This window comes from Alteromonas sp. G5_S2_22_S1 (genome assembly GCF_054968525.1).
Genome location: NZ_JBQKUJ010000003.1, coordinates 1 through 25,604, shown reverse-complemented (window position 1 = coordinate 25,604; position 25,604 = coordinate 1). Strand labels below are relative to the sequence as shown.

23 protein-coding genes and 4 tRNA genes are annotated in these 25,604 nt (G+C 45.1%); 15 read left to right on the top strand and 12 right to left on the bottom strand.

Going from position 1 to position 25,604, the window contains the following annotated elements:
- Positions 1 to 295 precede the first annotated feature (295 nt).
- Complete coding sequence (locus tag ACTRWF_RS04445; protein WP_462835162.1) at positions 296 to 784, top strand: hypothetical protein; 489 nt, start codon at positions 296 to 298, stop codon at positions 782 to 784.
- A gap of 125 nt (positions 785 to 909) precedes the next feature.
- Here the strand turns inward: ACTRWF_RS04445 and ACTRWF_RS04440 are convergent, their stop codons facing one another.
- The gene (locus ACTRWF_RS04440; RefSeq protein ID WP_020745651.1) at positions 910 to 1,878 is read right to left on the bottom strand and encodes a calcium/sodium antiporter; all 969 of its coding nucleotides are present in this window, start codon (positions 1,876 to 1,878) and stop codon (positions 910 to 912) included.
- A 251-nt stretch (positions 1,879 to 2,129) separates the two neighbouring features.
- Between ACTRWF_RS04440 and ACTRWF_RS04435 the strand changes: the two genes are divergently transcribed.
- Both ACTRWF_RS04435 and ACTRWF_RS04430 read left to right on the top strand, forming a co-directional pair.
- Positions 2,130 to 3,617, top strand: a complete 1,488-nt coding sequence (locus ACTRWF_RS04435; RefSeq protein WP_462835161.1) for a RimK-like ATPgrasp N-terminal domain-containing protein — start codon at positions 2,130 to 2,132, stop codon at positions 3,615 to 3,617.
- On the top strand, positions 3,614 to 4,903 hold the full coding sequence (locus ACTRWF_RS04430; protein WP_462835160.1) for a peptidase C39 family protein: 1,290 nt from the start codon (positions 3,614 to 3,616) through the stop codon (positions 4,901 to 4,903). Before ACTRWF_RS04435 ends, ACTRWF_RS04430 begins: the two co-directional genes overlap by 4 nt.
- 43 nt (positions 4,904 to 4,946) lie before the next feature.
- On the opposite strand, the gene ACTRWF_RS04425 is transcribed toward ACTRWF_RS04430, so the two are convergent.
- The 3 genes from ACTRWF_RS04425 to bioA all read right to left on the bottom strand — a co-directional run bounded on the left by ACTRWF_RS04425 (position 4,947) and on the right by bioA (position 7,504).
- Positions 4,947 to 5,228 (bottom strand): hypothetical protein, encoded by a 282-nt coding sequence (locus ACTRWF_RS04425; protein WP_015066735.1) that lies wholly within the window; start codon positions 5,226 to 5,228, stop codon positions 4,947 to 4,949.
- Between the two features lie 370 nt (positions 5,229 to 5,598).
- Positions 5,599 to 6,120 carry a DUF2937 family protein gene (locus ACTRWF_RS04420; RefSeq protein WP_012517933.1) on the bottom strand — a complete coding sequence of 174 codons (522 nt, stop codon included), beginning with the start codon at positions 6,118 to 6,120 and terminating at the stop codon, positions 5,599 to 5,601.
- A gap of 118 nt (positions 6,121 to 6,238) precedes the next feature.
- A complete protein-coding gene (gene bioA / locus ACTRWF_RS04415) occupies positions 6,239 to 7,504 on the bottom strand; it encodes an adenosylmethionine--8-amino-7-oxononanoate transaminase (RefSeq protein WP_041703136.1) in 1,266 nt (421 codons plus the stop codon).
- A gap of 98 nt (positions 7,505 to 7,602) precedes the next feature.
- Here bioA and bioB point away from each other — a divergent pair, with 98 nt between their 5' ends.
- The 4 genes from bioB to bioD are packed head-to-tail and all read left to right on the top strand — an operon-like array spanning position 7,603 to position 11,802.
- Positions 7,603 to 8,727: a biotin synthase BioB gene (gene bioB, locus ACTRWF_RS04410; RefSeq protein WP_462835159.1), complete on the top strand. Its 1,125-nt coding sequence runs from the start codon at positions 7,603 to 7,605 to the stop codon at positions 8,725 to 8,727.
- A complete protein-coding gene (locus ACTRWF_RS04405; protein WP_462835158.1) occupies positions 8,727 to 10,127 on the top strand; it encodes an aminotransferase class I/II-fold pyridoxal phosphate-dependent enzyme in 1,401 nt (466 codons plus the stop codon). Before bioB ends, ACTRWF_RS04405 begins: the two co-directional genes overlap by 1 nt.
- Positions 10,127 to 11,104, top strand: coding sequence for a methyltransferase domain-containing protein (locus ACTRWF_RS04400; protein WP_462835157.1), 978 nt, complete (start codon positions 10,127 to 10,129; stop codon positions 11,102 to 11,104). The genes ACTRWF_RS04405 and ACTRWF_RS04400 overlap by 1 nt, the downstream gene beginning before the upstream one ends.
- Positions 11,101 to 11,802: a dethiobiotin synthase gene (bioD, locus tag ACTRWF_RS04395; protein WP_015066740.1), complete on the top strand. Its 702-nt coding sequence runs from the start codon at positions 11,101 to 11,103 to the stop codon at positions 11,800 to 11,802. Before ACTRWF_RS04400 ends, bioD begins: the two co-directional genes overlap by 4 nt.
- Here the strand turns inward: bioD and pepE are convergent.
- Positions 11,773 to 12,495 (bottom strand): dipeptidase PepE, encoded by a 723-nt coding sequence (gene pepE, locus ACTRWF_RS04390; RefSeq protein ID WP_015066741.1) that lies wholly within the window; start codon positions 12,493 to 12,495, stop codon positions 11,773 to 11,775. The genes bioD and pepE overlap by 30 nt on opposite strands.
- 93 nt (positions 12,496 to 12,588) lie before the next feature.
- On the opposite strand from pepE, the gene ACTRWF_RS04385 reads away from it, so the two are divergent.
- The 4 genes from ACTRWF_RS04385 (at position 12,589) to ACTRWF_RS04370 (ending at position 16,519) form a co-directional block, all read left to right on the top strand.
- Positions 12,589 to 13,062: a low molecular weight protein-tyrosine-phosphatase gene (locus ACTRWF_RS04385; protein WP_015066742.1), complete on the top strand. Its 474-nt coding sequence runs from the start codon at positions 12,589 to 12,591 to the stop codon at positions 13,060 to 13,062.
- A 15-nt stretch (positions 13,063 to 13,077) separates the two neighbouring features.
- A complete protein-coding gene (locus ACTRWF_RS04380; RefSeq protein ID WP_015066743.1) occupies positions 13,078 to 14,049 on the top strand; it encodes a FecCD family ABC transporter permease in 972 nt (323 codons plus the stop codon).
- Between the two features lie 4 nt (positions 14,050 to 14,053).
- Positions 14,054 to 15,004, top strand: coding sequence for an ABC transporter ATP-binding protein (locus tag ACTRWF_RS04375; RefSeq protein ID WP_015066744.1), 951 nt, complete (start codon positions 14,054 to 14,056; stop codon positions 15,002 to 15,004).
- Between the two features lie 171 nt (positions 15,005 to 15,175).
- Entirely contained in the window at positions 15,176 to 16,519 is a 1,344-nt protein-coding gene (locus tag ACTRWF_RS04370) for a class II 3-deoxy-7-phosphoheptulonate synthase (protein WP_015066745.1), read from the top strand.
- Between the two features lie 124 nt (positions 16,520 to 16,643).
- Here ACTRWF_RS04370 and ACTRWF_RS04365 read toward each other — a convergent pair whose 3' ends face one another.
- The 3 genes from ACTRWF_RS04365 to ACTRWF_RS04355 form a co-directional block, all read right to left on the bottom strand.
- A complete protein-coding gene (locus tag ACTRWF_RS04365; protein WP_015066746.1) occupies positions 16,644 to 16,967 on the bottom strand; it encodes a hypothetical protein in 324 nt (107 codons plus the stop codon).
- 68 nt (positions 16,968 to 17,035) lie between these two features.
- Positions 17,036 to 17,251 (bottom strand): DUF3820 family protein, encoded by a 216-nt coding sequence (locus ACTRWF_RS04360; RefSeq protein WP_012517945.1) that lies wholly within the window; start codon positions 17,249 to 17,251, stop codon positions 17,036 to 17,038.
- Positions 17,252 to 17,267: 16 nt separating this feature from the next.
- Complete coding sequence (locus tag ACTRWF_RS04355) at positions 17,268 to 19,076, bottom strand: ABCB family ABC transporter ATP-binding protein/permease (protein WP_015066747.1); 1,809 nt, start codon at positions 19,074 to 19,076, stop codon at positions 17,268 to 17,270.
- Positions 19,077 to 19,457: 381 nt separating this feature from the next.
- On the opposite strand from ACTRWF_RS04355, the gene moaA reads away from it, so the two are divergent.
- Positions 19,458 to 20,426 (top strand): GTP 3',8-cyclase MoaA, encoded by a 969-nt coding sequence (gene moaA / locus ACTRWF_RS04350; RefSeq protein ID WP_071958889.1) that lies wholly within the window; start codon positions 19,458 to 19,460, stop codon positions 20,424 to 20,426.
- Between the two features lie 130 nt (positions 20,427 to 20,556).
- On the top strand, positions 20,557 to 21,084 hold the full coding sequence (locus tag ACTRWF_RS04345) for a GNAT family N-acetyltransferase (protein WP_020744717.1): 528 nt from the start codon (positions 20,557 to 20,559) through the stop codon (positions 21,082 to 21,084).
- 45 nt (positions 21,085 to 21,129) lie between these two features.
- Here ACTRWF_RS04345 and ACTRWF_RS04340 read toward each other — a convergent pair whose 3' ends face one another.
- From ACTRWF_RS04340 to ACTRWF_RS04325, 4 genes are all read right to left on the bottom strand, one after another.
- On the bottom strand, positions 21,130 to 22,752 hold the full coding sequence (locus tag ACTRWF_RS04340; RefSeq protein WP_015066749.1) for a response regulator: 1,623 nt from the start codon (positions 22,750 to 22,752) through the stop codon (positions 21,130 to 21,132).
- A 259-nt stretch (positions 22,753 to 23,011) separates the two neighbouring features.
- A tRNA-Val gene (locus ACTRWF_RS04335) sits at positions 23,012 to 23,087 on the bottom strand.
- Between the two features lie 36 nt (positions 23,088 to 23,123).
- Positions 23,124 to 23,199 (bottom strand) — tRNA-Val (locus ACTRWF_RS04330).
- Positions 23,200 to 23,235: 36 nt separating this feature from the next.
- A tRNA-Val gene (locus tag ACTRWF_RS04325) sits at positions 23,236 to 23,311 on the bottom strand.
- A 543-nt stretch (positions 23,312 to 23,854) separates the two neighbouring features.
- Here ACTRWF_RS04325 and gltX point away from each other — a divergent pair.
- Complete coding sequence (gene gltX / locus ACTRWF_RS04320) at positions 23,855 to 25,264, top strand: glutamate--tRNA ligase (protein ID WP_462835156.1); 1,410 nt, start codon at positions 23,855 to 23,857, stop codon at positions 25,262 to 25,264.
- A gap of 85 nt (positions 25,265 to 25,349) precedes the next feature.
- Positions 25,350 to 25,425, top strand: a tRNA-Ala gene (locus ACTRWF_RS04315).
- The last annotated feature ends 179 nt before the right edge of the window (positions 25,426 to 25,604 follow it).

The window sequence follows — 25,604 nt, the reverse complement described above, 5'->3', positions numbered from 1 at the left end:
TTTAACATCGAGTTCGACCACACAGTGCATTAAACTATGATTGAAAATGTGCACTTGAATTTGCTTTATGGTCAATGTTTTGGATTGTTATGCCGATAAGTATTTACAATCGGTAAGCCGCTTGTTGAAGTTTATAAAAAACGCTTCAAGCGAATTACATGTCGCCAGCTATGTGAATGAAAGGATTTACCGATCGCTACCTGCTATGGCGATGTAATAATAAACAATAAAATACAATCCAATAGCACGCTAGTATACCCAACCTTATGCGGGATGCCAGAGAACAGAGTGACAAATGGGAAATAAAAATGATTTGGGCACGTCAGTGGACAGCCAGCAGCAAACTCAGAGCACTGCGCAACGCGCTTCGCCTTCCTCTGACAGTAGCAATGTCGAGGGGCGCGCTATGACTTACGAGCAACTAGCAGAGCGTCGTTCTACGCCGCGTTCTAAAACGCCTTTCTACAAGGTCATGCTGGGCCTTAATATCTTTGGTTGGGTTGGCATGGTTGTGGTGCTAATACTGTTTCATTACGCGAGGCCAGACTTTATTAGTGGCGTTCAGCAGTACTGGGGAATTGAGGGGGATGCATCTTGGTCTCAAAGCCATTTGTCGGCCATGACCATTATGTTGCAGGTATGCTTAATAGTTAGCTTAATCAGTATTGTCATGCGCGCAAGAAGAAACCGCCGACGCACTGATAGCTTTGGCGCTAATCTCATTATCTTGTTTGCCATTGCCGCGATAAGTTTAATTACCTTGGCCACAACATTAGGGCTATAGCTTCAAACTGTGTAAAGCATGCGTGGTGTGTGAGTTTGATAATCGAGGCTTGGCGGGTAAGGCAAGCCTCGACAGGCATTTCTTAAATACTGGGCTAATACGTGTCTTTGATAAAACGAATACGCCTAAATGAACGCGGCCTGCACTAGCCAGTAGGTATAGGCAACATAAGCGAGCACAAATGCGCCCCCTTCAAAGCGATTCAAGCGGCCTTGACGTTTAATTCCGATACAGAAAATAAACAGCGCCACCGTTGATGCAAACATCACCATAGCGTCGCGATAAAGAAATTCCGCGCTCACTGTCATAGGCTGAATAGTACCTGCAATACCTACAACGGTAAGAGTATTAAACATATTAGAGCCAATAACATTACCGATGGCTAAATCGTGTTCGCCTTTTTTAACTGCCATGAGGGAAGACGCTAGTTCTGGTAGCGAGGTACCGATAGCAATAACGGTAAGCCCGATAATGGTGTCACTTACGCCGAAAAAGGTGGCGACTTCAACTGCACCCCATACCAGCATACGAGAACTGGCCACAAGCAAAAGTAAGCCTGCTATTAACCACATTACGTGTGTCTTGACCGTACCTTCATTGCTGTTAATTTCTTCATCGTACTCGTCGGCGAGCGCATCTTTACCACCCTTCATGCCGTGGTAAATGCTCCACGACAGCAACAAAACGAACAGGCCTAAAAGAGAAAATGCATCATCTTTAGAAACCTGTAAATCCCACACTTGCCATACGGCGAAAAACGTAATGCCTAACAATACGGGCAGTTCTTTTTTAATAATCTCTGATTTCACCGCAATAGGACTTATAACGGCAGTTAAGCCGAGTATTAGGAGAATATTGGCAATATTCGAACCATAGGCATTACCTAAGGCAATACCTGAATTACCTTGAATGGCAGCAAAAATTGAAACAATGATTTCAGGGGCAGACGTACCAAAACCAATAATGAGCATACCGATTAAAAGGGGAGAAACGCCGAAATGGTTAGCAACAGATGCGGCACCACCTACAAATTTTCCTGCACTCCAAAGTAGAACCGGTAATCCGATCAAAATAGCCAGGCTGGCTAATAACATACGTACTCCTCAAACCATTTGTGTCTTCTTGCCTACCTTTATGTATAGGCAAAATTAATAAACAAAAGCCTTATCAATAGATTTAATTGTACATCAATTTTTGTTGTCTTAACGACGAAAAAAAGCCGTGCTGAATATGCTATGCAAAACAGAAGTTAAGCGTAAACTCAGCGCCACGTAAACGGTGTATGTTAATTGAACAAACACACATCTAATTGTAACTAACCCTACTCTATTTAGAAGCGATATAAATGCACAATACATTGATTGTTACCGATGATGTTACGCCTTTTGGTAACACCGCTTTAACCGTGCTGACTTTCCAAGATTACCTTGCTGAGTTTCCAAAGCTAAACGAACCGAAAATCCGTGTCATCAATATTTGCGACACCACTCGCTATTTAAGCGAGGGCTACTACTGCTCACTTTTAGCACAGGCTCGTAATCACTCTGTGCTGCCGTCGGTAAATACCATTAACGATTTGCGCATGGCCGAAGAGAACAGCATTGATAGGATCGTTTTTTCACTGTCGGTACAGCAAGATGCGGCTGAAATTACCCACGACCCCTTGTTTGTACTATTTGGTGAAGTGGAGGATCAGCGTTTTAAACGTTTAGCTCGTCAAGCGTTTGAAAAGTATCCGTACCCAGCTTTGGTTTTAACTCCGACGGTTACTGATATCAAAGTATCGCCTAAAGCGACGGGGAAAGTGCAAATTGAAGGTTTTGCTAGCGTCCAAGCTAAAGCGTTTAAAGACTTAAGCATAACGCAACAGACCCGTTTTATTACGCAATTAAAAGCGCACACCCAAATTCAGTGGAGAACGGGTAAAACAAGTAAACGAACCCGTTGGGACATGGCCATTCTTGTCAACCCTGAAGAAACCACACCTCCTAGTGATGAACGTGCCATAAAAAACTTCGTAAAAGCCGCTGAAAAAGCAGGGTTTCACGCTGATGTGGTAAGTCGGTTATCGCAAGAAGAGTTAGGCCACTACGATGCACTTTTTATCCGCGAAACGACAGCGATTGATCATCACACATATCGTCTAGCGCGGGCCGCTGAACGCGAAGGCATTGTAGTAATGGATGACACGCAATCTATTTTGCGCTGCTGTAACAAAGTGTATTTACAAGATGCCTTTGCGTACCAAAAGGTACCGGCACCAAAAGCAACCTTTGTAGCAAGCGCCAACGATGACGTATGTGACGAGCTCATTGCTGACTTTGGTTTGCCTTTGGTATTAAAGCTACCGGAAAGCTCGTTTTCACGAGGCGTTCATAAGGCAGAAACTAAAGACGCGTTAAAAACACGGCTTAAGCAAATGTTGGCTGAGTCTGCATTGGTTTTGGTTCAGGAATACATTTTTACAGAGTTTGATTGGCGAATAGGCGTGTTGGGTGGAAAGCCTATTTATGCCTGCCAGTATTTTATGGTACGCAATCATTGGCAAATTTATAACCACCACGGGGATAGATTTTCTTCTGGCGGTTTTACCACTATGCCTACTTTCGAAGTGCCTAAACCTGTATTGCAAGCCGCGATAAAAGCAGCGAAAGCAGCAGGTGACGGCTTGTATGGCGTAGACATAAAACAGGTAGGTAATGCCGTTTACGTTATTGAAGTGAATGATAACCCCAGCATTGACGCAGGCGTTGAAGATAAATATTTAGGCAAAGCGCTGTATGAACTTATTATGCAGGAATTTGCAAACAGGTTGGAGCAAAGAGGGCGATGAGTACACCGGCTGAGCGGGTGAATGAGACGAAAAAGGACAATGCGTTTAGTCGTGAGGGTGGAGTGTTGGTAACACAATCAGCTAATGAGCTTATATCGGGGCACGAAAATACAAACTTGCCGGATTTGCAGGCCGACATAACGCTGCGAATAGCCACGGTACAGGATATCGACTGCTTACAATATATTGAGAAAACGTGCTTCACGACCGATAGGTTAAGCAAAAGTCGCTTTAAATTTTATATTAATGCACCGCATGCTGAGCTTATCGTGGCGCAGCGGTCAACTGAAGAAAAGGCCAATAATAAGCGAAACGAAGGTGAACGGGGAAGCAGTTTGTCTACTTCCAGCATCTTAGGGTACGGGTTATTGCTGCTACGCAGAGGAACACAGCTTACGCGTTTGTACTCTGTAGCAGTGCTTCCACAAGCAAGAGGATTGGGCATTGCTGAAAAGTTAATAAATGGCTTGGGGGAGCGGGCGCTACAGCGGGGAAAGCGATTTATGCGTCTGGAAGTGGCAGTGAGTAATACTGGCGCTATTGCTCTTTATAACAAATTAGGGTTTAGCCAGTTCGGCATGTATACCGATTACTACCAAGATCACAGCGATGCGATACGTATGCAAAAACTATTGGCGTCGAGTAAATCAACACAAACGGATATTTACCCTTGGTATCAGCAAACCACTGATTTTACTTGCGGCCCGTCGGCGCTAATGATGGCAATGTGTGCGTTAGATAATCGCTTCAACATGACGCAGGAGAAAGAACTGTCGCTGTGGCGCACTGCGACTACCATTTTTATGATGGCAGGTCATGGCGGTTGCCACCCCATTGGTTTGGCGTTAGCCGCTGTTAGCGAGGGGTTCACTGCTCAAGTAATCATTAATCAAAATATACCGTTATTCGTTGACGGTGTTCGCGATACAAATAAAAAAGCCATTGTCGAAAAAGTGGAGTCTCAATTCCTAACGCAAGCGCAGGAAAAGGGTATCCCTGTTGAGATATCAGACTGGCATACAGATATTGTTGACCAAGCACTGCAAGCTGGCGGCGCAGTGTTGTGTTTAATCAGTACCTATGCATTTGATAAAAAGAAGGTCCCTCACTGGGTCGCGATCACGAGTTGTGATGTGCACTGCTATTATCTGCACGACCCTGATGCAAGTGAGGGCCAGCCAATTGAGTATCAGCACATTCCGGTTGCTCGCGAAGATTTTCTAAGGCTTTCCAGCTATGGCACGCGTAAAGTAAGAACATTAGTACTCCTTAATAATAAAAAATAATTTGTTTCCAGTAAGGCTGCTAGGTGGTTGTCACTAGCTAGCCTTAGTGTTGAATTTGTGTGACATTGACTTTTTTGTTAAGCGTCTTTAGCTTAGTGACCAGCTGCGACAATTCTTTTACAGAGCCTGAATAATCAATGCGCTTATTCATTTCCTTTCCTTTAATTGCGCTTTGATACAGTGCCTCGCTTTCAAAACAGGCTGTCTGTGCGTCTAGTTCATTCCATTCAGCTTTCAGGTCACTCGGTATACAGTGGCGTTTTGCGGTAATTTTGTCTTTTATTTGCAACACTTTCCCGATTAATAATTGAGCATCTGTTGGCATGATAACTTCTCCTAAATAACAGTTTTTCTGTAAGTATCTGTTATAGTTTAAGTAATTAGTAATTCGCTATATAAGAAATTAAACTTAACCACTTACAAATCTTTCTCTTGTGTTTAGTGTTGCAGCAACAGTGCCAACTCTTAGGTATTTCGCTTATTCGTAGGGTATAAGAAGTTAGCTGTGACGTTGAAATTGGACTTTAAAAAAGAGGGAAGGCCGCAAGCGCAGAGTTGTAGCAACGCTCACTCATTGGCTTATATAAAGTAAAGGTGCGATATCAAGCCAGTAGGTAAAAAAGTGATACTAGAACGCAGGTTTTTAAGCGCTTGGGGGGAGATAGTTAAACGTATCTAGAGTAAGTGTTATAGGCTTATTTATAAGCGTAACGTTTTGGCTTGTTTTTAACTTTCTTAACTTGGCAATAGCAAAAGTGCGGTGTCCAAATCAATAAATTTAAAAAAATAGCAGTGACCAAGCTAAACACAATAGATGAAGGGGTTAACGGTACCGAGGGTCTAAAGTTATCTAAAACGCGGTTAAGAGTGCCATACTGAGAAGGCGAGGCCATAAACACAAGCTGTTCAAAGTAGTGACCGTGTTCTAACTTTCTCATGCCCTGTTCAAGGGTGGTGATTTGCGCAAAGCGCGAGGCTTTCATTGAGGCGTTTTCACGCACTACGGGTTCGCTGTTTTTCTGAAGGCTATCAAGCATAGCTTCTACTGAAGAGAAGCCATGCTGCTTTGCAAGCTCAGAAGAGCTTGCAACTTCGTCTCTCAATGCGTCGTAATAACCGTTTAAGTACTGGCGGTAGTGGTCTGCTAATATGGGCACTTGCAGCGTAATAATAAATAAAACTGCAAAAACTACCTTATCAAGAACACGTACTACCATTAAAAACTCGCTATGTTATCTAAATTAACCCACTCGTTTCGCCTAATATAAAAACAAGTGCTACCAGAGCCGCCTCTTAGCTACGATAAGCACGTGCCTAGCCTAGCAAACTGTTTCACTATTTCAAGGCAGTGTAGATAGCATGCGTTAACTTGCTTAACTGCTCCGCGGATATAACATAGGGAGGCATAATGTATACCAATTTACCAAACGGCCTAATCCAAACACCCTGCTTCACGAAGTGACGTTGAATTTCGGCAACGTTAACGGGATTTACCGTTTCAACAACGCCAATGGCACCCAATACTCTTACATCAGCAACTCGCGGCAAGTCTGCACATTTTTCCAACTCGGTTTGTAATTGTTTCTCAATAGCGGGAATTTGTTGCTGCCAATGGTTTTCATTAATAAGTGAAAGACTAGCATTGGCTACTGCACAGGCTAGTGGGTTACCCATATATGTAGGACCGTGCATAAATACGCCAGGCTCGCCTTGGCAAACGCCTAACGCAACATCTTCTGTGCACAAGGTCGCGGCTAACGTCATATACCCGCCGGTAATTGCTTTACCTAAACACAAAATATCCGGCGAGATACCGGCATGCTCACAAGCGAAGAGCTTGCCGGTACGGCCGAAGCCGGTAGCAATTTCATCACAAATTAACAGTACATCATACGTATCGCAAAGCTGCCTACAGCGCTTTAAATACTCAGGGTGGTAAATACGCATGCCGCCTGCACCTTGCACAACAGGTTCTAGTATCAAGGCTGCCATGGTGTGATGATGCTTTTCAAAAATATCCTCTAAAGGCAAAATGTCATCTTCGCTAAAGGTTTGCCCGAAACGCGTTTGTGGGGCAGGCGCAAATATTTGTTTATTCAGCACGCCTTCAAACAAGCTGTGCATGCCATTCACGGGGTCGCAAACGCTCATGGCGGCAAAGGTATCGCCGTGATAGCCATTGCGCGGCGATACAATGCGCGATTTTTCAGGTCGCCCTTGGCATGCCCAATACTGAATAGCCATTTTAATGGCAACTTCTACCGACACTGAGCCCGAGTCGGCTAAGAACACGCGCTCTAGGCCAGCTGGCACCATGTTAAGTAAGGTTTTACAGAGATCTACCGCCGGCTGGTGGGTAATGCCGCCGAACATAACGTGAGAAAATGCCTCTATTTGTTTATGCGCCGCGTCGTTTAATACGGGGTGATTGTAACCGTGAATAGCCGCCCACCAGCTAGACATGCCGTCAATCAGTACTTCAGAGCTCGCTAAAGTAAGTTCAACGCCTTCTGCACCAACCACTTCATAGCAGGGAAGGGGGTTAACTGCACTGGTGTAAGGGTGCCAAATGTGTTGTTTATCAAATTCTATATTGTTCACAAAATAACCATTGGTAAAGGTTTACAGTTGGTCAGAGTTGACAACTCGATATTGGGGCATAGACTAAGCCAGCAATAATCATTAGTAAAGGACAGTCAATGACACTGGCTTATGCGCCTACAGCGCAAACGACAACTATTCGAAACGATTGGACCAAAGCCGAAGTAGAGGCTTTGTTTGCTATGCCATTTAATGACTTGCTGTTTAATGCCCAAGTGGTACATAGACAACATTTTAACCCGAATGAAGTTCAGGTAAGCACGCTTTTATCGATTAAGACAGGCGCATGCCCAGAAGACTGTAAATATTGCCCGCAAAGTGCGCGGTACGATACGGGCCTTGAAAAAGAGCGCTTGCTGGAAATTGAAAAAGTTATTCAGCGCGCAAAAGAAGCAAAGCAAGTTGGCTCAACCCGCTTTTGCATGGGCGCGGCGTGGCGAAACCCTCGCGATAGAGACATGCCTTATATTTTAAAAATGGTGGAAGAGGTGAAAAGCTTAGGCCTAGAAACCTGTATGACGCTAGGTATGTTAACCCGAGATCAAGCCGTGGCACTAAAGCAGGCAGGGCTTGATTATTATAATCATAACCTTGATACCTCGCCTGAATACTATGGCGACATTATCACAACCCGCACCTACGAAGACCGCTTAAATACCTTAGAAAACGTGCGCGCCGCTGGCATGAATGTATGTTCAGGGGGCATTGTGGGTATGGGGGAAACGGTCAGCGATCGCGCCAGTATGTTAGTACAGCTAGGAAACCTTCCCGAGCAGCCACAAAGCGTACCCATTAATATGCTGGTGAAGGTAAAAGGGACACCGTTAGACAGCGTTGAAGACCTCGATTATTTTGAGTTTATTCGCACGATTGCGGTTGCCCGCATAATGATGCCTAAGTCCCATGTTCGATTATCAGCAGGGCGCGAGGCGATGAATGAGCAAATGCAGGCAATGTGTTTTATGGCGGGGGCAAACTCGATTTTCTATGGTTGTAAGCTGTTAACCACCTCTAACCCCGACACCCATGAAGATGTAATGTTGTTTAAAAAACTTGGTATCAACACAGAGCGCACCCGCGATTACTCTGATGAAGCGCACCAGCAAGTACTTGAGGAAGAAATTGCTCAACAACAAGAGCAGGCCGAAGGCAGTAACGACTTGTTTATTGATGCAACCAAGCCTAAGGTAGCGGCAAAGCAACAACACGCTACGGAGGCTTAATGGCCTTTAATTGGTTAGAAGATTCACTGAGCGCGCGGGCCCAACAAGGCTTGCTGCGCCAGCGCCATTGCCAGCAATACGAAAAAGACAGCATCATTTGTATTAACAATGAGCACTATCTGAATTTTTCCAGCAACGACTACTTGGGCATGCGCCAGCACGAAGGCGTATTGCAAAGTTGGGTTGAGGGTTTGGCGCAGTTTGGCGGCGGAAGCGGTGCCTCGCCTCTAGTTACGGGGCACACGCAGGCCCATTTAGCGCTCGAAGCTTATATTGCCGATGGTTTGAAGCGGGAAGCGGCGTTGTTGTTCAACTCTGGATTTGCAGCAAACCAAGCTTTGTGTATGGCACTTTTTCCACACCTCTCACCTTCACCTAAGGCCGTAATAAATGGGCATATCGTTGCTGATAAGCTAATGCATGCGTCGTTTTTAGAAGGGGCGCAGTGTGTATCTGAAAGGGCTAAGCTTCGCCGTTTTAAGCATAATGATCTTAGTCATTTAGAGAGTGTGCTATCGACAGTTTGCCATAAACCAGGCCCCATTGAGAGTAAGAACGAAGGGGCTGATTCTGCTGCGAGTGCCAATATCTTATCAACTCAGCAAGATATTCTTATCGCTAGCGAAGGTGTGTTTAGCATGGACGGTGACGTTGCGCCTTGCAAAGACATGGCTGAAATCGCCGCTAAATATAACGCGTGGTTTATGCTAGATGATGCACACGGTATGGGTGTATTGGGCGATAACGGTTTTGGTACTGTGGAAGCACTTAACTTAAGCCAACAACAGGTTCCTGTCGTTATGGGAACATTCGGTAAAGCGGTGGGTACGGCTGGTGCATTTATTGCGGGAAGCCAAACCTTGATTGATTATCTGGTAAACTTTTCCAAGCACTATGTGTATTCCACTGCAATGCCGCCAGCACAAGCTGTGGCAACCTTATATTCACTCACTCATATTGCCAGCGATACCGCTCGTCGCCAGACGCTAAATAATAATATTGCCTACTTCAGAGAATCGTTCCACAAACGTTTTGGACAGACACTTAAAGTAGGCGCGAAAAACGCCTCATCAAGTGAAATTGCTTTGGGCTCGTCGCAAAGCGCAATTCAGCCAATCATGGTAGGCAGCTCACAACGCGCAGTTGCGCTAAGTGAAGGGTTAAAACAACGGGGTATTTGGGCGACGGCTATCAGGCAGCCTACCGTACCGAAAAACCAAGACAGACTGCGGATTACCTTAACGGCCAATCACACGACCCAAGATATTAATGTATTGCTTGATGCCTTTGAACTTTCACTGAATAGTCTGGCGTTAAGTGGGCTAGCTGCAAAGAGAACAGAGGAAAGCGCAGTGAGTGCCGTAAGCGACCCAGATTCCGTCAACAAGAGCGAGATGTAATGATGCCAGCAATTCCCGCTGAAAAATCGCCTGTGTTGGCAGAGCCATTCAAAGCACCTGAAAGTAAAGCATTAAGTACTACAGCAGGAGTACATTTAAATAATGAAGGCGCTTTTGTAGCTGACAGGACTTCCGACGCTGGCGTTGCAGTTCAAGCTGAGGGTTCTGTTAACGCTAAAGGCACTTTCAAAGCCGAAGAGGCTAGTACTACTCCCGCAATTAATGAGCAGAATGTTGCACATCGCTTCTCAAAAGCAGCAGCCAAGTACAACAGTATTGCATCTATTCAGCGTGTTATTGCCGAGCAGGCGTTGGCAAACTTGCCAAAGGCCTTGCAGGGCGAGGCCCTCGATATAGGCTGTGGGACGGGTATTCATACACAGGCGTTGGTGAAAAAAGGTGCAACGGCAACCGGCGTAGACATCGCCAAAGGCATGTTGGCGCAGGCTCGAAAAATGTACTCTGACCCCATTTTTGTTCAGGGGAGTGCCGTTGATTTACCGTTTGTTGATAGTGCGTTCTCAACGGTGTTTTCGTCTATGGCGCTTCAGTGGGTGAGCGATACACGTCTTGTAGGCAACGAGATCGCGCGGGTGCTTAAAAGAGGCGGTGTTGCCGAGCTTGCCATTATGGTGGCTGGCTCGTTTAATGAACTGAGAACCGCGCGTAAAGTGGGGCAACTCCCGCAAGCGGACACCTTTATGCCAACAACATCCCATTGGTTAACCGGGTTCAAGCAGTCAGGCCTGAATTTGCAGCGGGTAATTACCAAGGATTATATCGATAGTCATAGCGACATAATGGCTTTACTGCATTCGGTAAAAGGCGTAGGCGCGGGTGAAACCGGGCAAAAGCAGCCCCCGTTAACTCGCCGAGACATTAAGAAGCTGGCCATGGCCTATAGCAATATTACTGGGGTAGGCAGTAAGTTACCGCTTACCTACCGCGTTAGTCATTTCAGGTTGGAAAAACGATGAAGCAATATTTCGTTACCGGGACAGACACTGAAGTGGGAAAAACCTACGTTACCTGTCAATTACTACGCGCTGCAAATAACGCGTCGCTTACCGCCATAGGGTACAAGCCCATTGCCGCAGGCTGCGAGTTGGTGAATGGCGAGTGGGTAAATGAAGACGCGCTCAATATTCAACAGGCGAGTGCATGCGCTAATGGACAGACACTTCCAATTAATGAAATAAACCCTATTGCATTAAAACTGCCTATTGCACCGCATATCACAGCTCATGAAGAAGGGGTTGCTTTAACCCATGAAAAGATAGCTGAAGGGCTTAATGCATTGGCAGCATACCGGCCTGACATTCTTCTGATGGAAGGCGCAGGAGGCTGGCGATTGCCACTTACAATAGGAAGCGATAACACGCCAACGCATTACCTTTCTGATGTAGTAAAAGCCCTAAAAATGAACGTGATAATGGTGGTAGGTATGCGTTTAGGGTGTTTGAACCACGCGCTTTTGACTGCCGAGGCCATTCGTGCCGACGGCTTAATCATTAAAGGCTGGGTAGCAAACGATATCACAGGCAACATGACACGATACCAAGAAAACTTGCGTTCACTTAAAGCCATGTTACCTGAACCGCTATTGGCGGAAATTCCCTATCAAACTGGCATTGAAGCCGGTACTTTACTCAGCGCTATTGAGCAGCTTGGTTAAGTCATCGCCCGCGTGAATAGGCTTTTTCTCTTTGCCAACAAAGACAAAGCCGTCTTTTTCGCCAACTAAGGTAAGTTGGTTGTCGGTAAGACGTAACGCTGTCCCTTCGCGAATGGCAACAACCGGGGTCGTTGGGTTTAGCGTGGTATATTCAGCTAAGCGCTGATCGCGAGTTTCACCGTTGTGGCCCGGAGGTTGATAATCAGTGTAGTGAGGGTTTAATTGAAACGGCACAATATCCAGTGCATCAAAACTCGGTGGTTCGATAATCGGCATATCGTTGGTGGTTCTAATTGATTGGCCACAAATATTAGAGCCTGCGCTCCAACCAATATAAGGCGTGCAGTCTGCTATGGCGTGCTTTAACGGCACTATCAGGGCGTTGGCGTAAAGCGTCGACAACAGATGAAAGGTATTGCCCCCACCCACAACAATGGCCTGGCCGTTTTTCTTCGCATTATTAACAGCCGTGGCAGGGTCTTCTACTGTGTGCAACCCAGTAACATTGCATTCTGGCAGCGCTTTTGACACAGCATCTACATATTCATCGTAAGATTGTGTTACAGCGGCATAAGGAACAAATAGAAGGTCGCGTACGTCGCCTAAGTGTGCCAAAATAAGCGCTCTAGCGTGTTCTAGATAGGCCTCGTCACCTTGACGAGAACTACTTAACATAAGTACATGTGCGGTCATACTAACTCCACAATTTTTCTGACGGCGTATCATACGTGAAACTAACCATAAAGTTTAGTCGCGCCCCGTCACTGCGTTAAAATAGGACATTGAATGAAACAAACTACATCGGTGTTATTCGTATGCTTAGGGAATATATGCCGTTCACCCTCAGCTGAAGCGGTGTTTAGAAAAAAAGCTGCCGAGTCGGGTTTAAATATTCACATCGACTCAGCGGGGACCCACGGATATCATATCGGTAAGCCAGCAGATAAACGCTCTCAAGCTGCGGGTGTTGAGCGGGGCTACAGCTTTAAAGGTTTAAAATGCCGCCGCGTGGACGAAATCGATTTCGAACGGTTCGACTATATTTTAGCGATGGACAACAGCAATCTTTCCAATTTACACGGTATGTCGCCAAGCCAGTATCACCATAAAATAAAACTCTTTCTAGACTTTGCCGATGTAGAAGAGCAAGAAGTGCCTGACCCTTATTACGGCGGGAAAAGGGGCTTTGAATTGGTGCTAGATCTTATTGAAGAAGCGTCGGACGGGTTAATTGCCCATTTAAAACAAACGCAATCTTAACGGGCGGGAAATACGTTGAATAGACGCACCGCCGTCACATTAGTACTGAGCACGGTACTTATTGCCCTCGTGATTAGTGTAGCGGGTATTATTGGCGTGCCGGGCTTGTCTGATACTACTGTTGAACTTAAACGTCATATCATCATACAGCTGCAAATACCGCTTATCTTAACTGCGGGCTTAGTTGGGGCGGCGCTTTCAGTAAGTGGCGCCACGCTACAAGTCGTGCTTCGAAACCCTCTTGCCGATCCAGGCATCATTGGTATCACAAGCGGTGCCAGTTTAGTCGCGGCACTTTTGCTGTTGTTAACACCCGCGTGGGCAGCATCCTACCTACACTACCTTTTACCTTTGGGGTGTTTTGTTGGTGCGCTGTTCACTACCTTTATCATCTATCGGTTAGCCAGAAAACTACTAGGGTCTTCCACAGCAGTTATTCTGGCTGGTATCGCTATATCTACCTTAAGCGGCGCTATTATTGCCTGGCTCTACATGTTTAGCGATGCGAATGCGCTGCGCAATTTGACCTTTTGGCTGATGGGCAGTTTGTATCAAACCAATTGGCTAATACTCTGCGTAGGCGGCCCGTTAATTGTTGTTTCCGTTGGGCTACAGCTTTATTTCGCGGGCGACCTTAATAAACTCTACGCAGGTGAGCTTGCGGCGAAAAGCAGTGGCGTAGATGTAGCAAAGCTTACCGAGCGCGCCCTAATAGCGTGCGCTATTGCAGTGGGCAGTGCTGTTTCAATGGCAGGTTCGATAGCGTTTGTTGGCTTACTAATACCTCATATTCTGCGCTTAGTTATAGGGCACAATAATCGTTACCTCCTTCCACTTAGTGCACTAAGTGGCGCAAGTCTTCTTATGCTGGTTGCATTTAGCTCTGAAATGACACGGGCGATAACCTTACCAGTGTCGATGGTAACTGCGTCACTGGGCGGCCCTTTACTCATTTGGGCGTTGGCAAAAGGTCAAATTAAAGGGTGAGAGGATGACTACACGAAATACGCCATCAAAAAACCTGCTGCCCAAAGGCCAACATGATCGAAACAGCGCGCAAGTCAGCGCTTACGACGATAACGCTAGTGAAGCTGGTGGCCCTAATGCTAGTGGCCCTAATTCTAGTGGCTTTAGTTACCTTTCAGAAAATGGGTTGAAAAATAGCACCGAAGAACGATGTGAACACGTGTTAAGTGTTACCAATGTAAATGTGGCTGCACGTCTTTTCGTCAAGAAACTTGAAGCCCGTAAAGGCGAATGCATTCATATTATTGGTCCAAACGGGGCGGGTAAGTCTACGCTTCTGCTTACACTGGCAGGTTTAATCAACCCCGATGCTGGTGAGGTTTCCCTTTACAACAAGCCAATGAGCCATTGGACGCTAGCGAGCCTTTCTAGTGTGCGCACGGTATTGGCACAGCACAGTGAAAGCAGCTTTCATTTAACGGTAAAAGAGTATTTGAGCTTTTATACTGTTATTCAGCAACGCCCATTCGTTCCTACGCTTTTAGAGAAAGCGCTAGAGGTATCAGGGTTTCTCGATAAGATACTCACCCAGCTATCTGGGGGCGAGCGTCAGCGCGTAGAGATTTGTCGTGCATTACTACAAATTTGGCCGCAGCTAGAGCGCGGTGAGGGAATAGTACTGCTAGATGAGCCCTTACAAGGGCTTGATATTCGACACCAGTACGCACTTGCTAGCCTTGTAAAAGCACTGTGCGTTAAAGGAAACACAATATTAATGACATCCCATGATATCGCATTGAGTGCTAATTATAGCGATAGCTTATGGATTATGCGCAAAGGTGAGGTGTTCGCTGCAGGTGAGCCCCGAGCGGTAGCCACACAAAACAATCTGGAAAAAGTCTTTGAATGTCATTTTGCTATAAGCAAGCACGATAACTTTCTAGAAATTCAAGTTTGCGCACCTATTTCCCTTTAGTAAATGTGATAAAGTGCTGTCAGCATTTATTTAGCTCCATTTTTTCATTAGGCTGAAGAATAAAGCGCGCTGTAGAACTTTTAGTTCAGTGCGTTACAGTCTATTTTTATTATAGATAAACCTTTTTTAGTAAAACGTTTGCCCTACGTTATTTTAATCAGGAGAACACCGTTGAGTAATTGGCAAGTAGACAGTTGGAGAAATAAACCTATTCTTCAACAACCAGAGTACGAAGACAAAGTACGTTTAAAAGAAGTAGAGCAAACACTCAGTTCATATCCTCCGCTGGTATTCGCTGCCGAAGCCCGTGAGCTTAGACGTCAGCTTGGTGAAGTCAGCTTAGGTAAAGGGTTTCTTTTGCAAGGCGGTGATTGCGCCGAGTCGTTTGACGAGTTTAACGCACCAAAAATTCGCGATACCTTCAAAGTAATTCTGCAAATGGCGATTGTGCTTACGTTTGCAGGCCGCTGTCCGGTTACTAAAGTTGCGCGTATGGCGGGTCAATATGCCAAACCTCGCTCATCGGATTTTGAAACCCGTGATGGTGTTAAGTTGCCAAGCTACCGGGGCGATATCATTAATAACTTTGAGTTCACCGAAGCGGCTCGCCGTCCAGACCCCGAGCGTTTGTTAGAAGCGTACCACCGCAGCGCATCTACCTTGAACTTGCTGCGTGCGTTTGCGCAGGGCGGTTTGGCAGACCTTCACGAAGTGAATCGCTGGAACATGGCGTTTGTAGAAAACAATCCGCTTAAAGATCGCTATTCAGATATGGCTAACCGCATTCAAGATACCCTTGAGTTTATGGATGTGATTGGCATTAATGCGCAGACAAGCTCGACGCTACATGAAACATCGCTATTTACATCGCATGAAGCTTTGCTGCTTAACTACGAGCAAGCGTTAACGCGTGTAGACACGCTAACGGGTAAGCCTTACGACTGCTCGGCTCACATGGTGTGGATTGGTGAACGTACCCGTCAACTAGACCATGCACACGTTGAATTTTTCCGTGGGATCCATAACCCTATTGGCGTGAAAGTGGGTCCTAGCATGCAAGAAGACGAACTGATTCGTTTGATTGATGCGCTAAACCCATTAAACGACCCAGGTCGCTTAACGCTTATCACGCGTATGGGGGCTGATAACTTGGCAGACAACCTGCCGCGCTTATTGCGCAAAGTGAAAGCGGAAGGACGCCATGTGGTATGGAGCTCTGATCCAATGCACGGTAATACCTTCTCGGCTTCTAGCGGCTATAAAACGCGTAACTTCGATTCGATTCTGCGCGAAATAAAACAGTTCTTCCAAGCTCATGAAGCGGAAGGCACGCATGCCGGTGGTATTCACCTTGAAATGACCGGTCAACACGTTACAGAATGTACCGGTGGCGCATATCAAATCAGTGACGACGATTTAGCGCAAGCGTACAAAACACAATGTGACCCGCGCTTAAATGCTGATCAGGTGCTTGAAATGGCATTCTTGGTTGCTGATCATTTGCGCAACGCATAGCACGAATATCAGTATATAAGACATGGTAAAAAAGCGGCATCAATGCGGTGCCGCTTCGTTAAAGAATAGCAAAGCTGTGTGGCGTTTAAGCGTACATATAGCGGAGCACCAGTAATATACTGAACTATTTCTTCATTACGTGACTTCTTTCTTCTTCACTTAAAATACCGGTGAAGATAGTTTCCCTTCTTAAATTGGCGGTTCGTTCGTCGTCAGCCAATAATAGCGTTTTAAATACTGCAGGCTCATCGCGAGCTTCAAGAATCCCTTTCCACAATAGGTAGCTGCCGTAACGCATCATTTTACTTTGATAGCGCTGCTCCAAGGTTTGTTTAGCCAGGTCAAAAAGCTCAGGGTGTGACAACAGCTTGTCAGCAATGGCGCTGTGAATGTTCTTGATACGTTCGTTTACTTCACTTCGACGCTGTTTTCTTGGTCTTGCAAACATAACTCTTCTTTAAGTTAACGGTGTTTGTACATAGAGTGTTTGATGCTTTTTCGTTATCAGGACGGTTTTTAATCATCATCTAACAGTGGCGCTACAACCGATTCTAATCCGTTCAGCTTTATTTCGTACATTAAAGCGAGCTGCTCGCCAAGTTTATTGTTTGGAAAACCTTGTTTGTGAAACCACACCAAGTATGGCTCAGGTAAGTGGAATAAACGTCTGCCTGCATATTTTCCGAAAGGCATAACTTGGTTAACGGCTGCTTTTATAAGCGCTGGGTCCATCTACTGTTGGCCTCTACTACGTTGTTCTTTCATTGACTTTGTCTTCACTATCGCGCTGTTGAGTTTGCCATAGCGTCGCGTATTCACCTTGTCGTTCCAGTAAGGAAGTGTGTGTCCCTTCCTCTACTATTGTACCGTTTTTTAGTACTAATATTTTATCGGCATCCACAATGGTTGATAGTCTATGAGCTATGACTAAGCTTGTGTGGCCCTTCGCAGCGTCACGCAGCGCAGAAAGGATGGCTTGTTCTGAGGTACTATCGAGTGAGCTTGTGGCTTCATCAAAAATCATAATAGGTGCGCCTTTAAGCAATGCGCGAGCAATCGCTACCCGCTGTTTTTCACCTCCCGATAATTTTAGCCCGCGCTCACCAACGGTTGTGTCTAACTTTTCAGGTAAACTTTCTACGAAGGCCTGCAGGTGGGCGAGTTTTAGCACACTGTTTATATCATCATCGGTAGCGTCTGGGTTCCCATAACGAATATTTTCAAGCAAGGTGGTGTTAAACAGCACCGTGTCTTGGGGCACTATACCTATGTGGCCGCGCAGGCTTTGTTGGGTTAGCGATGTGATATCTTTGCCGTCGATAGTTATCTTACCTTTATTAGGCTCATAAAATCGGAACAGAAGTTTCATCAACGTTGATTTGCCTGCGCCGCTTTCTCCTACCACGGCTACTTTGGCACCTGGCGGCACATCAAAACTCAATCCTTTCAGTATTGGGCGGTTTTCGGTGTAAGCAAAATGTACATCGTTAAAACGCAGTGCGGGGTTGGCGCACTTTAACTCGATAGCATTTTCATCGTCGTGAATTGCAGGTGTTTGAGCGAGTAGGTCAAATAACTTATCGATATTAGCAAGGCTTCCGCGAATTTCTCGATACACAAACCCTAAGAAATTCAGCGGCATAAATATTTGCATAGTAAATGCGTTTATTAGCACGAAATCGCCTATCGTCATTTCGCCGTCCATTACGCCAAAGGCGGCGTTTGCCATCATAGACGTCATGGCTATTGCTATGATCGCCGCTTGGCCGCCGTTAAGCGCAAACAACGATAAACGGTTTTTTCTTCGCGTCTTTTCCCATTTAGCGAGGTCGGTGTCGTAGCGGTTAGCTTCAAAATGCTCGTTGTTAAAATACTTAACGGTTTCAAAGTTAAGCAGGCTGTCGACTGCCCGTGAGTTGGTGGTTGAGTCGGCTTCATTCATTTGAGTAACAAACCGGGTTCGCCAGTCGGTGGCTTTCATTGAAAAGCCAATGTAAGCAATGACACTGCATACGATAATGAGCGCAAATGACACACCGAATTGGAATAGAAGTAGCCCTACAACCAGTGCAATTTCTAGAAGGGTAGGCACGATATTGAACACCATAAACCGCATAAGGAAGCTAACCCCATTAGTTCCCCTTTCTATATCACGAGAGAGACCTCCAGTTCGCCGGTTTAAGTGAAAGCCCAAATCTAAGTTGTGTAAGTGCTTGAATACTTTCAAGCCGAGCCGGCGCATGGCACGCTCCGTAACCCGGCCAAATAGGGTGTCGCGTACTTCGCCTAATAAAACGTTGAGTAACCGTAAGGTGCCGTAGGCAACGATAAGGCTAACGGGGACGGCAAGGGCTAATGTGGTAACGTCGCCATTTAAACTATCCACCGTGTATTTAAGTACATAGGGCAGGCCGATACTGGCTAGCTTAGCTGCAACCAAGCACAAGAGCGCTAGAAAAACCCGTTGTTTAAATTCAAGTAAGTAGGGCCAAAGTTGTGAGAGGACGTGCCATTTAACAGGTTCGTCGAGATTAGTGGGAAAACGGTTTTTTCTCATTTTAAAGTGTGCTTTATTGTTAGATTCATAGTAATTCAATGAGTAGTCGTTACATAGATAGCGTATTGGATTAGAACGCTGTGTAGAATGTTTGACCCTACGGCAATAATTTAGGGTACTTAATTATCGAGCCTTTAAATATAGTGCAGTTAGTTATAGTAGCTTGATTTCTCGTCTTTAGTGTACGTTTTGAAATAGGCTAGAGATTAAAATGGTCTTATTTATAGCGATGAATGTGTTTAATTTTCGTTTTACGGCGCGTACACTAACAGGTAGTTTAATTTAGTTACCTTGTAAGAACCGTATAATTTATCGGCCTTCAAGCGATGGCAACGACGTGCACAAGGTAAAAGCTGCGCGCATAAAAGTTAAGGAGTTAGTTTGTTAGAAGATAGTTTCGGTAGACAGTTTCACTATTTGCGTTTGTCAGTGACCGAAGCGTGCAACTTTCGGTGCCAGTATTGTTTGCCTGATGGGTATGAAGGCCCATCAAGCGACCAGTTTATGTCGCTCAATGAAATAGATACTCTGCTTAACGCTTTTGCCAAATTAGGCACGTCTAAAGTGCGTTTAACCGGCGGTGAGCCTACGCTGCGAAGAGACTTCCTCGATATTCTGCACTTAACAAGTAACACCCCTGGCATAAAACGTGTTGCTATGACCACTCATGGCGCACGAATGGAAAAATTTGCTCATCAATGGAAAGACGCAGGACTCCACCAGGTGAATGTCAGTATTGATAGTTTAGATCCACGCCAGTTCGCTGCAATAACTGGGCAAGATAAACTTAAAGCTGTACTTCGCGGTTTAGATTCAGCCATTGATGCAGGTCTTGATGTAAAGGTGAATTCAGTATTGCTAAACGACTTTTCTGACAGTCGTCTACATCGGTTTCTCGCTTGGCTAAAAGATATGCCTGTGACCCTTCGCTTTATCGAATTAATGGAGACCGGTGATTTAAATCAATTTTTCAATCAACAGCACCAAAGTGGATCTCCATTAAAAAGTACCTTGCTAGAAATGGGGTGGCAGCCGTTGTTGCGTAGAAAAGATGCAGGCCCGGCACAGGAGTTTTATCACCCTGACTACGCCGGTAAAATTGGTTTGATCATGCCTTACAGCAAGGATTTCTGTAAAACGTGTAATCGCCTTCGCGTTTCAGCACCGGGCAAATTACACCTGTGCCTGTTTAGCGAAAACGGCATAGATATGAGACATTTGTTGGCAAAGGGCAATGTAGATGACGTTGTTACTTTTCTGCAGAATGTACTGGGGCAAAAACACGAAACACATTACTTGCACGAAGGGAAAACCGGTGCCACTAAACACCTTGCAATGCTAGGTGGTTAGGCCAAGTGCGCTGTTCGATAGTGGGTAATGAAGACGAACAAAAAAATGGGGAATTTGTTTGGTTTGTTGTAAAAATAAGCTATATTCAGCGGTGTTAGTATAATTAAAATAATAACTATAAAGGAAGTTTATGCATATCATGGACAGTGCGCGTCTTTCCTATCACTACGTCACCGAAAAAGACGCTGATTTTTTATGGGAGCTGGATCAAGACGAGCTCGTCATGAAATATATCAACGGTGGCAAAAAGTCTTCAAAAGAAGAAATACGAGATATTTTCGTTCCCCGTTTTCAAGCCTATTCTAATCCTGCCTTAGGGTGGGGACTATGGCGTGTTGAAACGTTAGCCGAAAAAGAAAGTATTGGGTGGATTCTAGTTCGTCCTTTTGGTTTTTTTACTCAACACCCCGAAAGTGACAACATGGAGTTAGGGTGGCGTTTTAAGCGTCATACATGGGGAAAAGGTTACGCCACTGAAGCGGCTAAAGCGGTAAAAGAAGCGCTTTACGATATTGGGATAGAGAAGTTTTCTGCCATTGCCAACCCCCAAAACAACGCGTCTATCAATATAATGAAAAAGCTCGGTATGACCTTTAGTCATGAACAAGAGTACAAAGATAAACTATTCCACGAAACGGTAGTTGTGTATTCAAGCTAGTTTTTACCTAACAAGAGACGAAGTGGCGTAATTTTTATTAAGTATTTACTCGCCTTTTAAAATACTTTTTACATTGTCATAGCGAGATTGTTTTTCGTCTGACAGGGTTGCACTTTCTAATGTTTCTCGACATTTCTTTATTTCAGATAGGGTGTCAGCGGGCATAGGTGTATTCGATTTCCTTGCTCTTACAATGGCTTGAAGGTAGTTAAGGGCAATCGATGGGTTTTTCGGCATTACCCGAAATGCTTGCGCGAAAGTGCTATAGGATTGCTCTAAATTGCCGCGTTTGTATTGTGCAACCGCAGTATTGTTTAATGTTTTTGGGCTTAGTGAGATGGCTTCTTTTTCTGCCTTTTCCTGCTTTAAATACGCGGCCATTAAATTCACTTCACCTGGGGAGTCTTTTTCTCTCGACGAAATCGCGTCTAAAATAGCAATAGACTCTTTTTTCATTCCCACTTCATGCAGGGCTTTTGCCCTATCTAGCAATGCTTCAGTTGAATGGAGCTGAGCGTGGTCGGTGTGAAACTCTGACAGTAACGTCTGGGCTCTTGCTGTGTCATCTTTTAAGTAGTGTAGTCTCGCATCGATGACGGCTAGCTCATCGTTTAACGCAGCTCTTGGATGCGCTTTTTTCATTTGGCGCAGATATTCATTGGTTTGTTTCACAATGTTATTTACGTGTTCTGGTTCAGATGTCATGGCAAAATCAACGCCGGCTCGGGCAGCGGTTAAGTAAATATCGGGCTTGTCATGAATTGATCCTTGGGCGTAACGTACCGCTTTCTTTGCGCTGTTAAACTGGGTCTCATAATCATGGGTTATTCTCGCCAAGCTTACCGCTTGTTGATAGCGAGGAATATTGCGCGGAGACATAGTGCAAGCCAGCGATGTGCATTCTAAAGCATCGTCAAAAGCAGCTTGTTTAATTTGGAGAGTAGCGAGAAGGTCGAAGGCCTCTATTGCAGAATCAGGTCGGGTGGCAAGTTGAATAATTTCTCTTTCTGCGTCATCAAGTTCGTTGAGCGCAAGAAGGCTTTTTGCAATTCCCATTTTCGCCCAGTTGAAATCTTGTACGTTAATGATGGATTCAAAAAAAGCGACCGCTTCTTGGTATCTCTGCGTTAACAAAAATAAATCACCCTTTATTTTCATCGCTAGAGGAAAGTGTTCAGCATGTTCAGGCTGTAACAAAAAGAACTCAACTTCAGTCAGGGCTTTTTCGTAGTCCTTTTTGTCCATAAATGCATACACGTTTTTCAGTGCTTTCTTTCTGGATAAAACCCGCGAAAGCCTTCTATCTAACTCGTTGACTGAAAAAGGTTTGGCGATAAATTCGTCTGGCTGTAATTCAATAATGGCGTGTACGACTTCTGCCGACGTATCTGCGCTGGTGAAAATAAATGCGCTGGTAAGCGGTAACGAGTGGGCATCGTTTAATTGCTCTAATAAATAATATCCACCTTGCTCTGAGCGAAGGTTATACGAGCAAATGATGGCGTCGTAATCGTACTCTTTTAGAGCTGATAACGCTTGCGAAGGCCTGTCCACATAGTCCATGTTCTTAAAACCCAACTGCTCAAGCGCATAGTGCATATGACTTTTTGCCAGCACTTGGTCTTCAGCAATTAACAGCTTAGTATTTTTCGCTAAGTGTAGTTTCATTGAGTTATAGCCTTTAGAAGAGCAGTTTAATTACCTTATCACGGCGTGTGCTTTCTAAGTATAGTTCTTTATGAAGACTATCGCATAATTAGGTGGCTGGTGGATCTGGCCCAGTATTAGGTCGGTATATTGCGGGCTTCGCAGGGGCTACAACCGCGCGGTGAATACATCAGCTAAGCAGTTAGCATACGGTAGCCAGAAGTAAAAGAATAACTGTTCGATTGATTGTATAGCAGAGGTGCCGATATTTCTAAAGAGATGGTGGACGCTACTGGGCTTGAACCAGTGACCCTCGCCTTGTAAGGGCGATGCTCTCCCAACTGAGCTAAGCGTCCGTATTTTGATATCACTGTTTAACCACTGTGAGGAAGTGGTGGACGCTACTGGGCTTGAACCAGTGACCCTCGCCTTGTAAGGGCGATGCTCTCCCAACTGAGCTAAGCGTCCGCATTTTGATATCACTGTTTAACCACTGTGAAGAAGTGGTGGACGCTACTGGGCTTGAACCAGTGACCCTCGCCTTGTAAGGGCGATGCTCTCCCAACTGAGCTAAGCGTCCATATTTTTAAAACCTTGCCTAAGCAAGTGGGGCGGTATTATAGAGTCGGTTCCGTTAGTGTCAACAAGAAAATTAAAGAAAAATGACTGTGTGCCCGAATTTTAGTCACTCTGACGGTATCTTGACTAAATTGATGAAAAGAACAGCGTTTTACTAACCCCGAATTAAAAAAGCAAATTAAAAAAGGACAGACACTTATGATCGAATAGGGAGATCGAAAAGGGACAGACACATATTTAGTCAAAAGTAATCGAAAGGGACAGACACTCATTTCACCCCAAATTCAAAATGTAGTCAAAACGGATAGACACTTAATCGGCGCATAACAGTATGAGACTAAAAGTGACTGTCCAATACAGACACTCATACTCTGCCCGCCTTCGACAAGAGTTTTTAGCGACAAACAAATAGCAGTGAGTGTCTGTCCATTTTTCATTTCTATAAGTTTTCTTGTTCTACTTATTCTCAACTTACTTTTGAAGTCGCGCGGACACTGGTAGAATGCGCTCAACTTTAGAAACACATTAACTATAGAGAGTGACCATGTCGGTTGTTACACGATTTGCACCCAGCCCAACAGGCTATCTTCACGTTGGTGGCGCACGAACTGCGCTTTATTCTTGGCTTCTTGCAAAAAGTAAAGGCGGTGAATTTGTTCTTCGTATAGAAGACACAGATATCGAGCGTTCAACTGAAGAAGCAAAGCAAGCCATTCTGGACGGAATGCTGTGGTTAGGTTTAACGTGGGATACAGGTCCTATTTATCAAACAGAGCGCTTTGACAGATACAAAGAGTTAATTCAAAAGCTATTGGACGAAGGGAAAGCATATAAGTGCTTTATGAGTTCGGAAGAGCTTGATGCAATACGCGAGGCTCAAAAAGAGCGTGGAGAAAAACCGCGTTACCCTGGGACATGGAGAGATAGAACAGATCACCCAGAAGGTCAGCCTTTCGTTATTCGCTTCAAAAACCCGTTAGAAGGCAAGGTGGTTATTAACGACCATGTACGCGGGAAAATTGAGATAAGTAATACCGAGCTTGATGATCTGATCATTCAACGTACTGACGGCACGCCTACTTATAACTTCTGTGTTGTTGTTGACGATTGGGATATGGGCATAACCCATGTTGTTCGTGGTGAAGATCACATTAATAATACGCCACGTCAGATTAATATTCTTGAAGCATTAGGTGCGCCTATTCCCGACTATGCTCACGTATCTATGATTTTAGGCGACGATGGAAAAAAATTGTCTAAACGCCATGGTGCGGTAAGCGTAATGCAATACCGAGACGACGGCTTCTTGCCACAAGCGGTATTGAATTACCTTGTTAGGTTGGGGTGGTCACATGGTGACCAGGAAGTTTTCTCAGTAGATGAGATGATTGAAAAGTTTAGCTTAGATGCAATTGGTCAATCTGCGTCGGCATTTAATACCGAAAAATTAATCTGGTTGAACCAACATTACATTAAAAGTTTACCAGCAAGCGAAGTGGCAACACATGCAAAATGGCATTTTGATGCATTAAATGTTGATTTAACTGCAGGCCCGGCGCTTGAGTCTGTAATTGCTATTCAAGCAGATCGTGTAAAGACTCTTAAAGAGCTGGCAGAGATTTCTACGTACTTTTATCAAGACTATGATGAGTTTGACGCGAACGCGGCGAAAAAACACCTTCGTCCGGTCGCTCGAGGCCCATTAGAGCTTGTTAAAGATAAACTTATGTCGATAGAAGAGAGGAGCCCTGAAAATATTCAGGCCGCTATTAATAGTACCGCTGAAGAATTAGGAGTAGGTATGGGCAAGGTAGGTATGCCGCTACGTGTAGCAGTTACCGGGGGCGGTAATTCTCCGTCTTTGGATGTTACGCTGAACCTTCTTTCAAAAGAGAAAGTTGGCGAGAGAATCGACAAAGCGCTCACTTTTATAGCAAACAGAGAAAATTCATAAAAAAAGCGTTGACATGACAGGGGGGGATGCCTAGAATGCGCCCCGCTGTCACGGAACAGTCACACAAAATGACTGGTACCATGATGGGGCCATAGCTCAGCTGGGAGAGCGCCTGCATGGCATGCAGGAGGTCGGCGGTTCGATCCCGCCTGGCTCCACCAAGTCACATTAAGTTGTGATTTAAATAGGCTGAAGTTTAGTAAACTTCGGATAGAAATTTCAGTAAGAATAAGGCCGCTCGGTTCGCAGAGCTTACCTCTCACTTACAGAAATTTAGTGAAGCTTTGCTTCATTGAACAAAATTTCTGTCCCCTTCGTCTAGAGGCCTAGGACACCGCCC

Bases quoted from the DNA above. Each gene is read 5' to 3' on its own strand.
- ACTRWF_RS04445 (WP_462835162.1), top strand. From the start codon at position 296: ATGGGAAATAAAAATGATTTGGGCACGTCAGTGGACAGCCAGCAGCAA.
- ACTRWF_RS04440 (WP_020745651.1), bottom strand. From the start codon at position 1,878: ATGTTATTAGCCAGCCTGGCTATTTTGATCGGATTACCGGTTCTACTT.
- ACTRWF_RS04435 (WP_462835161.1), top strand. From the start codon at position 2,130: ATGCACAATACATTGATTGTTACCGATGATGTTACGCCTTTTGGTAAC.
- ACTRWF_RS04430 (WP_462835160.1), top strand. From the start codon at position 3,614: ATGAGTACACCGGCTGAGCGGGTGAATGAGACGAAAAAGGACAATGCG.
- ACTRWF_RS04425 (WP_015066735.1), bottom strand. From the start codon at position 5,228: ATGCCAACAGATGCTCAATTATTAATCGGGAAAGTGTTGCAAATAAAA.
- ACTRWF_RS04420 (WP_012517933.1), bottom strand. From the start codon at position 6,120: ATGGTAGTACGTGTTCTTGATAAGGTAGTTTTTGCAGTTTTATTTATT.
- bioB (WP_462835159.1), top strand. From the start codon at position 7,603: ATGACACTGGCTTATGCGCCTACAGCGCAAACGACAACTATTCGAAAC.
- ACTRWF_RS04405 (WP_462835158.1), top strand. From the start codon at position 8,727: ATGGCCTTTAATTGGTTAGAAGATTCACTGAGCGCGCGGGCCCAACAA.
- ACTRWF_RS04400 (WP_462835157.1), top strand. From the start codon at position 10,127: ATGATGCCAGCAATTCCCGCTGAAAAATCGCCTGTGTTGGCAGAGCCA.
- bioD (WP_015066740.1), top strand. From the start codon at position 11,101: ATGAAGCAATATTTCGTTACCGGGACAGACACTGAAGTGGGAAAAACC.
- pepE (WP_015066741.1), bottom strand. From the start codon at position 12,495: ATGACCGCACATGTACTTATGTTAAGTAGTTCTCGTCAAGGTGACGAG.
- ACTRWF_RS04385 (WP_015066742.1), top strand. From the start codon at position 12,589: ATGAAACAAACTACATCGGTGTTATTCGTATGCTTAGGGAATATATGC.
- ACTRWF_RS04375 (WP_015066744.1), top strand. From the start codon at position 14,054: ATGACTACACGAAATACGCCATCAAAAAACCTGCTGCCCAAAGGCCAA.
- ACTRWF_RS04365 (WP_015066746.1), bottom strand. From the start codon at position 16,967: ATGTTTGCAAGACCAAGAAAACAGCGTCGAAGTGAAGTAAACGAACGT.
- ACTRWF_RS04360 (WP_012517945.1), bottom strand. From the start codon at position 17,251: ATGGACCCAGCGCTTATAAAAGCAGCCGTTAACCAAGTTATGCCTTTC.
- ACTRWF_RS04355 (WP_015066747.1), bottom strand. From the start codon at position 19,076: ATGAGAAAAAACCGTTTTCCCACTAATCTCGACGAACCTGTTAAATGG.
- ACTRWF_RS04345 (WP_020744717.1), top strand. From the start codon at position 20,557: ATGCATATCATGGACAGTGCGCGTCTTTCCTATCACTACGTCACCGAA.
- ACTRWF_RS04340 (WP_015066749.1), bottom strand. From the start codon at position 22,752: ATGAAACTACACTTAGCGAAAAATACTAAGCTGTTAATTGCTGAAGAC.
- gltX (WP_462835156.1), top strand. From the start codon at position 23,855: ATGTCGGTTGTTACACGATTTGCACCCAGCCCAACAGGCTATCTTCAC.